Origin of the sequence: Massilia sp. ST3 (assembly GCF_018119405.1) — a bacterium.
Taxonomy (GTDB): Bacteria; Pseudomonadota; Gammaproteobacteria; order Burkholderiales; family Burkholderiaceae_D; genus Telluria.
In genome coordinates this window covers 1-15,169 of record NZ_JAGPWC010000017.1, presented here as the reverse complement: position 1 = coordinate 15,169, position 15,169 = coordinate 1, and the positions used below count along the sequence as shown (strand labels likewise).

General features: G+C 68.0%; 11 protein-coding genes. 2 read left to right on the top strand and 9 right to left on the bottom strand.

Annotated elements, in window-relative coordinates; all coding sequences use genetic code 11:
• Nucleotides 1-129: 129 nt before the first annotated feature.
• Both KBW98_RS07840 and KBW98_RS07835 read left to right on the top strand, forming a co-directional pair.
• On the top strand, nucleotides 130-1,719 hold the full coding sequence (locus tag KBW98_RS07840) for an acyl-CoA ligase (AMP-forming), exosortase A system-associated (RefSeq protein ID WP_211519570.1): 1,590 nt from the start codon (nucleotides 130-132) through the stop codon (nucleotides 1,717-1,719).
• Nucleotides 1,716-2,945 carry a pyridoxal-dependent decarboxylase, exosortase A system-associated gene (locus KBW98_RS07835; protein ID WP_211519569.1) on the top strand — a complete coding sequence of 410 codons (1,230 nt, stop codon included), beginning with the start codon at nucleotides 1,716-1,718 and terminating at the stop codon, nucleotides 2,943-2,945. Before KBW98_RS07840 ends, KBW98_RS07835 begins: the two co-directional genes overlap by 4 nt.
• A 26-nt stretch (nucleotides 2,946-2,971) precedes the next feature.
• On the opposite strand, the gene KBW98_RS07830 is transcribed toward KBW98_RS07835, so the two are convergent.
• From KBW98_RS07830 to KBW98_RS07790, 9 genes are all read right to left on the bottom strand, one after another.
• Nucleotides 2,972-4,120, bottom strand: coding sequence for a hypothetical protein (locus KBW98_RS07830; protein ID WP_211519568.1), 1,149 nt, complete (start codon nucleotides 4,118-4,120; stop codon nucleotides 2,972-2,974).
• Nucleotides 4,089-5,330, bottom strand: coding sequence for a DegT/DnrJ/EryC1/StrS family aminotransferase (locus KBW98_RS07825; protein WP_211519567.1), 1,242 nt, complete (start codon nucleotides 5,328-5,330; stop codon nucleotides 4,089-4,091). The genes KBW98_RS07830 and KBW98_RS07825 overlap by 32 nt, the downstream gene beginning before the upstream one ends.
• Nucleotides 5,327-6,493, bottom strand: coding sequence for a carboxylate--amine ligase (locus KBW98_RS07820; RefSeq protein ID WP_211519566.1), 1,167 nt, complete (start codon nucleotides 6,491-6,493; stop codon nucleotides 5,327-5,329). Before KBW98_RS07820 ends, KBW98_RS07825 begins: the two co-directional genes overlap by 4 nt.
• A gap of 23 nt (nucleotides 6,494-6,516) precedes the next feature.
• On the bottom strand, nucleotides 6,517-8,019 hold the full coding sequence (locus tag KBW98_RS07815; protein ID WP_211519565.1) for a lipopolysaccharide biosynthesis protein: 1,503 nt from the start codon (nucleotides 8,017-8,019) through the stop codon (nucleotides 6,517-6,519).
• Entirely contained in the window at nucleotides 8,016-9,278 is a 1,263-nt protein-coding gene (locus KBW98_RS07810) for a glycosyltransferase (RefSeq protein ID WP_229429051.1), read from the bottom strand. The genes KBW98_RS07815 and KBW98_RS07810 overlap by 4 nt, the downstream gene beginning before the upstream one ends.
• Before the next feature lie 82 nt (nucleotides 9,279-9,360).
• The gene (locus KBW98_RS07805; RefSeq protein ID WP_211519563.1) at nucleotides 9,361-10,314 is read right to left on the bottom strand and encodes a polysaccharide deacetylase family protein; all 954 of its coding nucleotides are present in this window, start codon (nucleotides 10,312-10,314) and stop codon (nucleotides 9,361-9,363) included.
• 81 nt (nucleotides 10,315-10,395) lie between these two features.
• A complete protein-coding gene (locus tag KBW98_RS07800; protein ID WP_211519562.1) occupies nucleotides 10,396-11,754 on the bottom strand; it encodes a putative O-glycosylation ligase, exosortase A system-associated in 1,359 nt (452 codons plus the stop codon).
• 135 nt (nucleotides 11,755-11,889) lie between these two features.
• Nucleotides 11,890-13,104, bottom strand: a complete 1,215-nt coding sequence (locus KBW98_RS07795; RefSeq protein ID WP_211519561.1) for a TIGR04063 family PEP-CTERM/XrtA system glycosyltransferase — start codon at nucleotides 13,102-13,104, stop codon at nucleotides 11,890-11,892.
• Between the two features lie 36 nt (nucleotides 13,105-13,140).
• Nucleotides 13,141-15,045 (bottom strand): XrtA/PEP-CTERM system amidotransferase, encoded by a 1,905-nt coding sequence (locus KBW98_RS07790; RefSeq protein ID WP_211519560.1) that lies wholly within the window; start codon nucleotides 15,043-15,045, stop codon nucleotides 13,141-13,143.
• Between the last annotated feature and the right edge of the window lie 124 nt (nucleotides 15,046-15,169).

Here is a 15,169-nt window from a genome sequence, read left to right as displayed (position 1 = left end):
ATATCCCGTGGCGTGCAATTTTTGCCACGAATCCTCGTTTTAGGGGAGGGCTTCCAAACTCGGTGCGCGCGCAAACTGATAAGATTGCGCCCTGCGCGGCAGGCCGGCCGGCGCCCTCGAGAGAACCCCATGCTAGAGCTGATCCACGACTTCATTTTCGACTCCGCACGCCGCACACCGGGCGCCAGCGCGCTGGTGTACGGCGCGCGCCGCCTCGACTATGCGGCCCTGGCCCTCGAGGTCGAGGAGGCCGGCGGCGCGCTGCTGGCGGCCGGCGTGCAGCGGGGCGAACGGGTCGCGGTCTACCTCGAGAAGCGCATCGAGAACGTGGCCGCGATGTTCGGCGCGGCCGCCATCGGCGCCGTGTTCGTGCCGGTCAACCCGCTGCTCAAGGCCGAGCAGGTGGCCTACATCCTGGCCGACTGCAATGTGCGCGTGCTGCTGACCTCCGCGGAGCGCCTGGCCCAGCTGGCAGATGCGCTCGAAGCCTGTCCGGACCTGCGCACCGTGTTCGTCACCGGCGACAAGCTGCCGGAACAGCGCCCGGCCGGCCCGGCCCTGGCGCTGTGGGAGGCGGCGCGCCAGGCCCCCGGCGCCGGCGTGCTGGCCGCGCGCCGCGCCATCGACGCCGACATGGCGGCCATCCTCTACACCTCGGGCAGCACCGGCAAGCCCAAGGGCGTGGTGCTGTCGCACCGGAACATGGTGGCGGGCGCGCGCAGCGTCGCCGGCTACCTGGAGAACACGCCGCAAGACCGCATCCTGGCGGTGCTGCCGCTCAGCTTCGACTACGGCCTGAGCCAGCTGACCACCGCCTTCCTCACCGGGGCCACCGCGGTCCTGATCAACCACCTGTTCCCGAAGGACATCCTGAAGGCGGTGCTCGAGGAGCGCATCACCGGCCTGGCGGCGGTGCCGCCGCTGTGGATCCAGCTCGCCGCGCTCGACTGGCCGCGCGACTGCAGCCTGCGCTACCTGACCAATTCCGGCGGCGCCATGCCGGTGCCGGCCGTGGCGGCCCTGCGCGCCGCGCTGCCCGCGGCGCAGCTGTTCCTGATGTACGGGCTGACCGAGGCCTTCCGCTCGACCTACCTGCCGCCCGCGGAGCTCGACCGCCGTCCCGATTCGATGGGCCGCGCGATCCCGAACGCCCAGGTGATGGTGGTGCGTCCCGACGGCACGCCCTGCGCGCCGGGCGAGCCGGGCGAGCTGGTGCACCGCGGCGCCCTGGTCTCGCTCGGCTACTGGAACGACCCGGCCAAGACCGCCGAGCGCTTCCGCCCGGCGCCCGGCCAGGACCCGGCCCTGCCGCTGACCGAGATGGCGGTGTGGTCGGGCGACACGGTGCGCATGGACGAGGAAGGCTTCCTGTACTTCATCGGCCGCAGCGACGACATGATCAAGGTCTCGGGCTACCGCATCAGCCCGAGCGAGGTCGAAGAGGCGGCCCATGCCTCCGGCCTGGTGCGCGAAGCGGCGGCCTTCGGCGTGCCCCATCCCACCCTCGGCCAGGCGATCGTGCTGCTGGCCGTGGCGCGCGATCCCGAAGCGACGCCGGCCCTGCTGCTGAAGGAATGCCAGCGCCGCCTTCCGGCCTACATGGTCCCGGCCCACATCGACCTGCGCAGCGAAGCCTTCCCGCGCAACCCGAACGGCAAGTTCGACCGCAATCTGCTGCGCCAGTCCTATTCCTCCCTGTTTGAAAGCGCCACCCCATGAGCAGCAAGCCCGTCCACGCCGACCAGATCCTGTTCCCCGTCGTCGACAACTGCCTGCAGGTCGGCGGCATGCCCTTGCCGCGCCTGGCGCAGCGGGTCGGCCGCACGCCCTTCTATGCCTACGACCGCGCCCTGGTGGCCGAGCGCGTGCGCCAGCTGCGCGCCGCGCTGCCTGCGCAAGTCGAGCTGCACTACTCGATCAAGGCCAACCCGATGCCGGCCCTGGTGCAGCACCTGGCCGGCCTGGTCGACGGCCTGGACGTGGCCTCGGGCGGTGAAATGAAGGTGGCGCTGGACGCCGGCATGCGCCCGGCCGATATCAGCTTCGCCGGCCCTGGCAAGGGCGATGCCGAGCTGGCCCAGGCGGTGGCCGCGGGCGTGTGCGTGCATGCCGAATCCGAACGCGAGATCCGCGCCCTGGCGCGCATCAAGGAAGAACTGCGGATCGAGCCGCTGCTGGTCCTGCGCATCAACCCGGACTTCGAGCTGAAGGGCTCGGGCATGCGCATGGGCGGCGGCGCCAAGCAGTTCGGCATCGACGCAGAGGACGCGCCGCGCCTGCTGGCGCTGGCCGGGGAACTCGGCCTGGACGTGCTGGGCTTCCATATTTTCAGCGGCTCGCAGAGCCTGAAGGCGGAGGCGATCGCCGAGACCCAGGCCCGCACCGTGGAGCTGGCGATCGCGCTGGCCGCGGCCAGCCCAAGCCCGGTGCGCATGCTGAACATCGGCGGCGGTTTCGGTATTCCCTACTTCCCTGGCGAGGCGCGACTCGACCTGGCGCCGATCGGCGCCAACCTGGCGGCGCTGCTGCCGCGCGTGAAGGAAGCCCTGCCGCAGGCGCGCGTGTCGATCGAGCTGGGGCGCTACCTGGTGGGCGAGGCGGGGGTGTACGTGGCGCGGGTCGTCGACCGCAAGGTCTCGCGCGGCCAGGTGTTCCTGGTGACGGATGGAGGCCTGCACCACCACCTGGCGGCATCCGGCAATTTCGGCCAGGTGATTCGCAAGAACTACCCGGTCGCGATCGGCAACCGGGTCGAAGGAGACCGCGAAGCGGTGTCGGTGGTGGGCCCGCTGTGCACCCCGCTCGACCTGCTGGCCGAGCGCATGGACTTGCCGCGCGCCGAGGTGGGCGACCTGGTGGTCGTGTTCCAGTCCGGCGCCTACGGCCTGTCGGCCAGCCCGGGCGGCTTCCTCAGCCACCCGGACGCCATCGAGGTCCTGGTCTAGTCCTTCTTCAGGTCAGCCGACGCCTGTCACCCAATGTTTTTGGCGGTCTCGAGATGCTGTTCCAGCATCAGGGCGTCCATGAAGAACTTGGTGGCCCAGTTCGGGTAGCGGTAGGTCATGTAGCCGCCATTGATCGGATGCGATCCCTTGAGCGCGCCGCGCACGTTGAGGTCGCCGGTCTCGAGATCCTGGATGCTCATGTTGAAGCGGTTGGCGCGCACCGCGTGGTGCTTGAGCTCGCGGTCGCCCGTGATCTGCACCAGGCGCAGCCAGTTGATCGCCATCTGCGAATTGCCCGTGACGCAGGTCCAGTCCGTCACCGTGGTCCAGTCCGGGATGTAGCGGGCCGGCAGGGCGCCGTCCTCGCGCTGGTGCTTGGCCACGTGGCGCGACATTTTCAGCGCGTGTTCGACCAGGTCGGCGCGGCCCGAGGCGGCGCCGATCTCGAGCAGGCCGCGGATCGAATACGCGATGGTGTGGGTCAGCGCGCTGTTGTTCGGCAGCTGCAGCAGGCAGTTGTCCGGCAGCCAGCCGTTGGCTTCCGCACGGCTCACCGCCCAGTCGGCGTTCTTCACCGCCGCCGCCAGATAGCGCTCGATGCCGGTCGCTTCGTAGGCGCGCACCAGGCCGAAGGCCGAGCGCGTGTTGTAGCTGTTCAGCTTCGAGGTGGTGAAAGGCGAGGCGAAGCGGCGCCATGCGCCATCCTCGTCCATGGCGTCGACCAGCCAGTCCGAGGCGCGCACCAGCGAGGTGTGGAAGCGTTCTTCCTTGGTCTCGAGATAGGCCTTGGCCCAGCCGAACAGGACCTGGCCGGTGTTGAAGATGGTCGGCGCCACGACCTCGGCCGACATGGTGCCGGCGCGCACGCCGCCATCCTCGAGCTGGATGTCGCTTTCCCAGATGGTCATGCGGCGCGCCGCTTCGGCGTACTGCGGCGCGTCGTACAGGCGCGCGTAATCGTAGAGCGTCGGGATCACGTAGCCGGTGGTTTCCGGATACGAGGCGTTCCAGGACTTGGTCTTGATGTCGTAGCTGTGCGCCACGCCGTCGTCCGGCGTGGCTTTTTGCGCCACCAGCAGCCAGTCGGCTGCGCTTTTCAGGTGGGTTTCGATATCGCGCGGCTTGGAAACGGTGGAGCCGATTTTATCTTTGATGAGCTGTTTGATGTGGTTCATTGCTGTTCGCGTTCTGGTAGACGGGCAGTGCCTGTGCTGGCAAGCATTTCGTTAATATACTGCAAATTTTATTTATGGCATCGTTCGTTAGTGCTGAAGAGAAAGGCAGGCCGACCAGCTTCCTGGCGGCGGCGACCTGCGGGCTGTCCGGCTCGCCGGGGACGACCGCGTTCAGGTAGCCCAGGCGCGTGTCCACCCCGGCCTTGGCCAGCTCGGTGCGCAGGCGCGCCAGGTCGGCGTGGGGCGGCAGCGCGACCATGATGCGCGACAGGTAGCGGCCGGGCGCGTACTGGGGCAGGCTGACGCCCGGCACGGCCGCCAGGGCGTGCTGGTAGGCCTCGGCCACGCGCACTTTCTCACGCCGCATCGTGTCGAGCCGCGCGAATTGTTCCAGCGCGATCGCCGCATCGAGGTTGCCGATGGCGGCCATCGACGGCGCCGCGCGGCGCGCGCGGCCGAACAGCCCGCGCAGGCGCGACAGGTAATAGCCGCTGTTCCCGGTCAGCGCCTTCCACTGGTAGTTCCACACGAAGTCCAGCAGGGCGCCGAGCCGTCCCGCGGCGGGCGGCAGGGCCGCGCAGACCGCCCTGGCCGCCGGGTCCAGCTCCGGGTTGTTGACCAGCAGGACGCCGCCCGAGCCGCGGATGCCGGTCACCACCGCCTTCGACTGCGCGAAGCTGACGATCCCGGCGTCGCCGAAGGTGCCGAGCAGGCGCCCGTTGCGCCGTTCTCCTACGACCTGGGCGGCGTCGTCGACCAGGTAGACGCCGGCTTCGCGGCACAGCTGTTCGAGCTCGTCCACCGCGGCCGGGCAGCCGAACATGTGCGGCGCCACCACGGCCAGGGTGTCGGGACCGATGGCGGCGCGCACGGCGCCGGTGTCGATATTCAGGTCGCGGCCGACCTCGGCGGCTTTCGGCACCAGCCCGGCGGCGCGCACGGTATCGACCACGCTGGGACAGATGTAGCCGGGGACGATCACGGTCTTGCGGTCCGGCCGGCGCGCCTGGAACACGTCCAGCGCGATGCGCAGGGCCGTATGTCCGAAGTTGAGCGCATAGGCCGTGGACGGCGCATAGTAGTCGTTCAGGCGCCGCGCCAGCGCTTGCGCCTGCGGTCCCGCCGCGACGCGTCCGCGCACGGCGCAGGCCGTGGCGGCCGCGTACTCGCGCCAGGACCAGTCGGCGTAGCGCAGGCGGAACCGTTTCATGCAGAGCGTCCGAGTTTGGCGCCGAGGCGGCGCGCCACCATGTCGATCCAGGGTTGCGGGTCGTTCCAGCGCCAGTAGGCGTCGCGCACCGCGTGGCCCTGCGAACGGGCGTCGAGCTGGCCGCCGTTTTCCTGGAAGGACCAGCGGTCGGTGATCGGCTCGCGCCAGATCTGCGGCGTGGCGACCGGCTGCACCGGCAGGGCCGGCAGGCCCATTTCGTAGCGGTAGGCCGCGGCCGGGATGTTCACGCCATTGAGCGACGCCACTTCTTCCTGGAAGTCGGTGCGCGCCACGGTCGGCTCGACCATGTAGAAGCGGCCGTCGCGCGCGTCGCGCTTGTATTCCATGCTGCCCATGCCGACGAAGCCGACCTGCCGGAAGAAGGCGGCGGTGGTTTCCGCCAGCTCGTCCGCCACTTCCCAGGCCGCCGTGCAGCTGGCGGTGCCGCCGATGCGGGGCGGCCAGGAGCGGATCTTGCGGCCGCTGAAGGAGCTGACCACCTCGCCGTCCTTGCCCACGTACTGGAGGCAGAAGTACACGTCGCCGTCGCTGCCCTCGATCCACTCCTGCACCACCATGTCGGCCAGCACCGGGAAGATCTCCTCGTACAGCGCGGCCGCTTCTTCCGGCGAGCTCACCTTGTAGGCCTTCTTGAAGCGCGCGCCATAGCCGTAGTCCTTCTTCGAGGGCTTGAGCACGCAGGGGTATTTCAGGCCGCCGATGCGCGCCAGGTCGGCCTTGCTTTCCAGCCTGACCGTGCGCGGCACGGGCGCGCCGACCGACTCGGCCAGTTCCTGGAAGCCCTGCTTGTGCATCAGCGCCATCAGGCGCTCGTGGCCGGGCTGGCGCAGGCGGAAGGCGGGCGCCAGCTGTTCGCGGTAGGCCGACACCGTCTCGACGGTCTTTTCTTCGGTCGCGAACAGGACCAGTGGTTCCGGATAGCGCCGCGCCATGTCGAGCATGAAATCGACGAAGCTCTTGCCTTCGAGCGAAGCGCAGAGCAGCTTGCGGCCATAACGCGAGCGCATGGCGGGGGACTTGGGATCGGTATCGACCACGATGACCGGGATGCCCGCGGTGCCCAGGCTGCGCACCACGCCGAGCGCATTCAGGCCGCCGCCGGCGACGACCGCCGGCAAGGAATTGCTTTTCTGGTTATTCATTGTTTACTTCGGCTTCACTTCGGTTACGGATGGACTGCGCGGTTGAACGGCCAGCGTTCGAGGCGCTGCTTGGAAATGCCGAGATCCAGCATGACCTGGCGGATTTCGCCGAGGCCGCGGCGGTCGAACTGGATGATCCAGCCGACATAGACCACGGCGCCGGTCAGGATTTCGGCGACCAGGAGCGGCATCGCCGGCAGGCCGAGCGCGAGCAGCGCCATGCGCACCGCGAACACGGCGGCGGCCATGGCGGCGGTGGCGGTGGCCACCGGCAGCAGGCACTCGTAATAGGCGCGCATCGACAGGCCGGTGGCGGCCGACACCAGGTACAGCAGGCGGACCGACAGCAGCGGATAGACCACGACCCAGGCCACCGAGACGCCGTGCAGGCCGTCGAGCAGGGCGCCGGCGATGATCGCGGCGGTCATGACGATGCCGCAGGTGAGCGTGTAGCCGCTCAGCTGCTTGGCGCGGCCGGTCGAGATCAAGACCTGCGACAGCAGCGGATCGACCGAGCGCACCAGGCCCATCAGGCACAGGGCGCCGAAGGGCACCAGCATCGGCATCCACTCCTTGCCCAGCAGGACGGCGATCAGCTCGTTCGCGCACATCAGCATGCCGATCACGGCGGGATAGGTGACGTAGGCGATGCCGCGCGTGAAGTGCAGGATGAAGGCCTGGAGCTGGGGCCGGTCGTTCTGCAGGCGCGAGAACAGCGGCGAGGACACGTTCGTGGCCAGCGAGGTGATCTGGCTGGTGGGCAGGGTCGCCAGCGACAGCGCCATGTCGTAGATACCCAGCGGCCGGTTGCCGAGCACCTTGCCGATGACGACCTTGTCGGCATTGTTGTACAGGTACCAGAAGATGCGCGTCATGGTCACCTGCAGGCCGTAGCGCACCAAGCCGAGCGCGGCGCGCAGGCCGCGCAGCGAGCTGGGACGCCAGCTGGACAGGTAGAAGGCGCCGACCGACTGGAACAGCGACGAGGCGACGAAGGCCCACACCAGCGACCAGGCGCCGAAGCCGTTCCAGGCCAGCACCAGCGCCAGCGCGCTTTGCAGGAACAGGCCGGAGATGTTGATCCCGGCGACCGCCTTGAAGTGCATTTCCTTGCGCAGGAAGGCCAGCGGCACCGTGCCGATGGCGCCGAACACGAAGTTCGAGGCCAGCACCGCGATCATCGGCTGCAGCGCCGGATTGTTGAAGAAGTCCGCGGCCGGGCCGCTCAGGAGCGCGGTGAGCGCGAACAGCACCAGGCTGGCCAGGATGGAAAAGCTGAAGCAGCCGTTGACTTCGGTCTCGGTCAGGTCGGTCTTCTGGACGATGGCGGCGCCGATGCCGACTTCGTTGAAGAAGCCGATGAAGCCGACCAGCACCATCGCCATCGACATCAGGCCATAGTCGGCGGGGCTCAGCAGGCGCGCCATCACCAGGGTCGAGGCGAGCGAGATCACCTTGCCGAGGGCGCCCCCGAGGCCGAGGTGGCCGATGGCCTTGACGGTTTTCGAACGCAGGTCCTGGTTCATGGCTTGTTGATCTCGACATCGGAGACCAGCACGCCGCTGGGCTTGGCGCTGGTGCGTTCGAACACGCTGGCCAGCTCGCGGGTGCGGCCGACGCGCGAGGAGGACGCGATCAGCGCCTCGCTGGCGACATGGGCCTGGCCGCTGCGCACCTGGCCGACGAACCCGTCCAGCACCGCGGCGATCTGGGCGCGGTCGTCCATGGCCGCCAGGCTGGCGAAGCCGGCGGCGCGCAGGACCTGCGCGGTTTCGCCGGCCGGATCGACCAGGGCCAGGATCGGCTTGCGCGCGCGGAAGTACTCATAGACCTTCGCGGGAATCTGGTTGTTGAACTGGGTGCCCTGGAAGATCAGCAGGCCGTCGGCGTTGAGCATTTCCTGGAGCGCTTCGCGGTAGGGAACCGAGGCCGCGACCTCGACGATGTCCTCGACCCCGGACTCGCGCACCAGCGCTTCCATCCGGTCCATGTCGCCCGGTGCGCGCAGGATGACGCGCAGGGCGCCGGCATCGACCTTGCCTTGCTGCTTGAGATCGGCGATCGCCTGCAGGAAGCGCGACGGATCGCGTCCGGTCTGGTACAGCACGCCGCTGTGGACCAAGGTCAGGCGGCCGGACGGCTGCGCCGTGTCGGGTTTGGCCTGGCCGAAGCTTTCCTCGTCGTAGCCGTTCTCGATGACGGCGAACTTGTCGGCCGCCACTTCCGGGAAGCGCGCGCGGTAGACCTGCATGGCGCTGTGCGTGGTGAACACGGCGGTGTGGCAGCGCTGGATGGTCTGGCGCTCGATCCAGCCCCAGATCCGGCGCTGCAGGCCGGAGGCCGGGTAGGCCGGCTGCAGCATGGGGTCGCGGAAATCGGCGATCCACGGCAGGCCGGTCAGGCGATGCAGGGTGAGGCCGATCAGGTGCGCGGTGGCGATCGGGAAGGTCGACCAGATCACCTGGGGACGGTGCTTGCGCACCAGCGACAGGGCGGCCGGCACGGCGCCCAGCCACCAGGTTCCCCAGCGGTCGGGCAGGGCCAGCAGTTCCGAGTAGCGGCCCTTGACGCCGAGGTGGTGCTTGGCGTCGAGCGCGAACACGCGGCGGACCTGGAGTTCCGGCGGGATGCTGGCGAGCTGGGATGGATTCTGCGCATCGTAGGCCCGGGGGTGGGCGGAAATCACGATCGGTTCCCAGCCGTGCTTGCCGAGGTGCTTGGAAAAATTCAGGGTCCGCTGGATCCCACTGCTCGCCGCCTGCGGCGGGAAGTGGAACGCGATCATTAATACTCGTTTCATCGTTGTTTCTTTCAAATTCAAGGGCAGCGCTGCGCTGGCGCGGCAGGGCTGGATGGTGCGCGCGGTGTCAGCGCGGCGGGCCTTGCGCCATCCAGCTCAGCAGCCTCAGGCCGAACATGAAGGGAGTGCGGTCCCAGGGCCGGCTGCGCGGCAGCTGGAAGCGGTCCTGGTCCTTCGTGATGGCGCCGACCGCCGTGGTGAACGCGGCGGCGAATCCCGCGCGGCGCACCATCTCGACGTGGCGCGCATCGTAGTCCTTGCCGACCTTGCCGTTCGGGTAGGCGAACAGCTGGACCGGCTTGTCGAGCAGCTCCTCCAGCTGCTCCTTGCTGGACGTGATTTCCGACTGGGCGCTCTCGTCATCCATGCTGGTCAGGATGGGATGGGTCACGGTATGCGCGCCGATCTCGATGCCGTTGCGGTCGAGGGCGCGCACCATGTCCGGCGTCAGCATCTGGCCCGGCACCAGGTTTTCGCCGGCCATCTCCTCGAGCTGGCGGATCAGCGCGTGGCGCTTGGACGGCGGCAGGTACTTCGAATGCTCGGTCAGGACGCCGATCGTGGCCAGGCGCTCGTCGGTGTTGCGCAGCGAATAATTGGCCAGGCCCAGGCTGCGCAGGTCCAGGCGTTCCGAGCGCAGCGACTGGACGGCTTCGATGATGCGGTCGTTCCACATCGTGTTCTGCCCCAGGTGGCCGCTGGTCACGAACACGGTGGCGGGCAGGTTGAAGCGCTGCAGGACGGGCAGCGCCAGCTCGTGCACCGCGCTGTAGCCGTCGTCGAAGGTGATGCAGACCGAACGCGGCGGCAGGGTGCCCGCATCCATCAGGGCCAGCGCCTGGCGCAGGGGCAGCACGTTGAAGCAGCGCGCCAGCAGTTCCATCTGCCAGCGGAAGGTGGCGACGTCCGGTTCCGAGGGCAGCAGCGGATGCGGAGTCTGGAGCACCCGGTGGTAGTTGATAACGCATATCCTGCCGGCGGCGCGGCTGCGCGCCAGCAGGTTGCCGGCCGTCTGCAGCATGCATTGAACCGGTAGCGAGTGAGTGGGGATCGTCGTCATTGGATGGAGGGCTTGCCTGTCCGGGGGTTCACAGGAAGGACGTCAGACAAAGGATGTCGCGGCACGGCTGGATGCGGGCACGGCAGGTTCATGGCTTCCAATCCGTGAGACGGCTTGCGGCAGCAGGCGTTGCTCGACCACCAGGACCAGGCCGAACAAGGCGAAGATCAGGTCGAAGTAGGCGAAGCTCAGCGCCGCCGCACCCAGCGCGAACGCGAAGATGCTCAACTGTAGCATGGTCGCCAGCAGCGGCAGCCAGGGCGCCGCGCCCAGCGCGCGGGCGCGCTTGCCGATCCGGGCCGCCTTGAAGAAGCCGACCGCCAGCATCGAGACGTACAGCCCCAGGCCGACGAAGCCGTGTTCGCCCAGCACCTGGAAGTAGAGGCTGTGGGCGGCGCGCGGGTGGGTCGGGTTGGGCAGCGCCTCGCCGGTATAGAACCAGGAATAGGACGAGAAGTTGTTCGCCAGCGCGATCCAGTTGGGCACGTACTCCATCGACTTGAAGCCGCCACCGAAGATCGGGTGGTTGACCGCCATCATGAAGCTCATTTTCCAGGCCACGACGCGGCCCATGAAGGAGCTGTCCTCGTCGGCCGCCTCGATCGTGTTGATGCGCGCCACCCATTCGTTCGAGGCCAGGTGGGCCACGACGATCACCAGCGCGGCGATCATCAGGCCCATCACGATCTTGCGCTCGCTCTTGACGAACATGTAGCCGCCCAGCACGGTCAGCGCGATGAAGCCGCCGCGCGACTGGGTGCCGATCACGGCGATCACCAGCAGGGCGATGGTGCCGAGCAGGCCGAGGCGGGCAAGCCGCCAGCGCGACCCGTATTCGTGCAGCAGGTAGTAGCAGATCGGCAGGGTCATGACGAAGGAGATCGCCAGTTCGTTGCGGTCGCTGAGGACGTGGCCCCACATGCCGGCGATCTTGTGGTGGCCGCCGCTGGCGATGAACTTCAGCCCTTCGACGTTGGCGTAGAAACCGACCGACAGCACCACGCACCACAGCATGAAGTCGACATGGAGTTTCTTCTCGAGCACCAGCACCACGAACACGAACAGCAGCACGATCTTGGCCAGGCGGCCCCAGATGTCCCATACCACCACCGGCAGGCCGACCGTGAAGATCGAACTGATCGTGGTCCACACGAAGAAGATGATCACCAGCCCCCCGAGCACGCCGAAATGGACCTTCGGCTTGGGCTTCCAGGCCAGGTATCCCAGGATGGCCAGGCCGGCGAACAGCAAGTTGTAGCGCACGCCGGAGGCCATGCCGTAGACCCAGGCATTCGGATAGAACAGCGAGGTCCACAGCCACATGCCGACCGCGACGAAGGGCCGCTTGGACATCGCGTACAGCAGCACCGGCAGCAGGGCGAGCAGGAACAGGTCACGCATGCTTCATTTTCTCCCGCGTTCGTTCTTGTCCTGTTCCTTGTCTTCGCGCACGGCCCAGAAGCACAGGAAGGCGAGGAACACCAGATTGATCACCCACAGAGCGGATTCCATCGTCGTCCCCTTATGCGCGCCACATCATGCCGCGTGCGCGGCGGTCAGGCGGCCGTAGATCTGCTTGTAGCGCGAGACGCTGACCGACCAGTTGCGTTCGACTTCCACGTACTGGCGGCCGGCCGCGCGCAGCGCCGGCCACTGTTCCTGCTGTTCCAGCAGGGTGCCCACCTTGGCCGCCAGCGAGGCCGGATCGTCGGCCTTGAACAGCACGCCGGTCTTGCCGTCGGCGATCAGCTCGAGGTGGCCGCCGACGTCGGAGGCGGCCAGGATGCGGCCCTGGGCCATGGCCTCGAGCGGCTTGAGCGGGGTGACCAGGTCGGTGAGGCGCATCGACAGGCGCGGATAGACCAGCACGTCGAGCAGGTCGTAGTACTTCTGCACCTGGTCGTGCGGCACGCGGCCGGTGAACACGACCTTGTCGGCGATGCCGAGGTCCTTGGCCATCTGGCGCAGCTGGGCGTCCTGGGGACCGCCGCCGACCAGCAGCACGCGCAGGTCGGGCAGGCGGCGGCTCAGGTCGGGCACCGCGCGCAGCAGGATGTCCAGGCCTTCGTAGGCATAGAAGGAGCCGATGAAGCCGATCAGGCGCGAGCCCTGCAGGCCCAGCTTGGCCTTCAAATCCTGGTCGGCGCTGCCGCCCACCGAGAACTTGTCGATGTCGACCGCGTTCGGGATCACCGTGACCTTCTCGGCCGGGATGCCGCGCGCGACGATGTCCTTGCGCAGGCCCTCGCAGATGGTGGTGACGGCGTCGGCGCGCTTGAGCGCATAGGTTTCCAGGGCGCGGGTGGCGCGGTAGCGCAGGCCATTCTCGGTGCTGGTGCCGTGGTCGACCGCGGCGTCTTCCCAGAAAGCGCGCACTTCGTAGACCACCGGGATGCCGAACTTCTTGCCGGCGCGCAGGGCGGCGACCGCGTTCAGGCTGGGCGAGTGCGCGTGCAGCACGTCGGGCTTGATCTGCGGGATGATCTCGGCCAGGCGTTTGGTGAGGCCGTCGATGACTTCCTTCTGGTTCAGCACCGGCAGCCTGGACAGGGCACTCTTCGATTCCGGCGTGCGGTAGAAGTGCAGGCCGTCGACGGTTTCTTCCAGCATGTCGCCGGAATGCTGCTTCGAGCCGGTGACGTGGAAGGTCTCCCAGCCGAGCGCGCGCTGTTCGCGCAGGATCGAGCGGGTACGGAAGGTATAGCCGCTGTGCAGCGGAATCGAGTGGTCGAGGATGTGAAGGACGCGCATGATTCTGATGACTCCGTTGTTTCTCTCTATTATTCGTTACGCGGCGCTGGCGCCGTTCTTGCGCAGGAAGGCGTCGAACATCAGCACCGACCACAGGGTGACGGCGTGGTCCTTGGTGCCGGCCTGGTGCTCGTCGACGATCTGCTTCAGGTAGGCGGGATTGAAGATGCCGGTGTCGAGCAGGGCCGGGTTCAGCACCGCGCGCCGCATCGCCTCCCGCAGCGGACCGCGCAGCCAGGCCGCCAGCGGGATCGAGAAGCCCTGCTTCTTGCGGTACAGGATGTCCTGCGACAGGTAGGGCTCGAGCGCCTTCTTGAAGATGTGCTTGCCTTCGCCGTTGCGCAGCTTGGAGGTCGAGGGCAGGCCCGAGACCCATTCCACGAACTGGTGGTCCAGCAGCGGCACCCGCACTTCGAGCGCGTGCGCCATGCTGGCGCGGTCGACCTTGGTCAGGATGTCGCCGGGCAGGTAGGTCTTCATGTCCAGGTACTGGATCAGGGACAGCGGATCGTCGGTCGGCGCCTGCTCGGCATAGCCGCGCATCACCTCGACCGCGCGGTAGCCCTGCAGGCGCTGCTGGAACGAGGCAGAGAATAGCTGCTTGCGCACGCGGTCGTTGTTCACCGAGACGCCGTGGAAGTAGCCCTCGGTCAGGTCGCGCGCCAGCGCCTCGAAGGTGGTCTTGGCGCGGAACATGCGCGGCGCCCAGTCGGCCTTCGGATAGGCCTTGCCGAGCAGGCCGAACACGGGTTTGCGCACCGTCAGCGGCAGCAGCGAGCGCACCCGCTCCTCGCCCATCGCCATGCGGTGGCGGCGGTAGCCGGCGAAGTTCTCGTCGCCGCCATCGCCCGACAGGGCCACGGTGACGCGTTTACGCGCCAGCTGGCAGACGCGGTAGGTCGGGATCGCCGAGCTGTCGGCATACGGCTCGTCGTACAGGGCGGCCAGGGTGTCGAGCAGGCCGTAGTCGTCGGTGCCGACGGTCTCGCACTGGTGGTTGGTCTTGTATTGCTCGGCCACCTGGCGCGCGTACTCGGACTCGTCGAAGGCCGGGTCGTCGAAGGCGATCGAGCAGGTGTTCACCGGCTCCTGGTTGATCCCGGCCATCATGGCCACCACCGCGCTCGAATCGACGCCGCCCGACAGGAAGGCGCCCAGCGGCACGTCGGCGATCAGGTGGCTCTCGACCGCTTCGCGCAGGCGCACCACCAGCTCGCCCTCGATGTCGCGGTCGGTCATGCCCACGTGCGGCACGAAAGGCACGTCCCAGTACTGCTTCGAGGCCGGCAAGGGCTGGCCGGCGCGTACGGTCAGGGTATGGCCCGGCAGCAGCTTGCGCGCGCCGCTGAAGATGGTGCGCGGCTCCGGCACGTAGCCGTAGGCGAAATAGTCCTCGACCGCCAGCGGGTCGATCTCGCGCCGGAAGCTCGGGAGAGTCAGCAGCGACTTGAGCTCGGAGCCGAAGGCGAAGGTGCCGTCCGGCAGGGCGGCGTAATGCATCGGCTTGATGCCGAGGCGGTCGCGCGCCATGAACAGGGTTTGGCGCGGACGGTCCCAGATCGCGAAGGCGAACATGCCGCGCAGGTGGTTCACGCAGTCCTCGCCCCACTGCTCGTAGGCGTGGACGATGGTCTCGCTGTCGGACGGCGTGCGGAACGCGTGGCCCAGGCCTTGCAGCTCGGTGCGCAGTTCGCGGAAGTTGTAGATCTCGCCGTTGAACACCAGGGCGATGCTCTCGTCCTCGTTGAACAGCGGCTGCAGCCCCGCTTCCAGGGCGATGATGGACAGGCGGCGGTGGCCGAAGCCCAGGCCAGGTTCCAGGTGCAGGTCGCCTTCCACCGGACCGCGGTGGAACTGGCTCTCGTTCATCCGGTGCAGGAGCTCGCGGTCGATCGCGCGCGCGCCGCCCTGCATGTCAAAAATTCCAACTATTCCGCACATGGTGTGATCGCTTTTTCGGGTTTCATCTTGGTGTTGCACAGGCTGTCGTACAGGCCGACATAGGTGGCCAGCATGGCCTGCATGCTGTAGCGGCGCTCGACGTGGGCGCGGCCGGCGGCGCCGT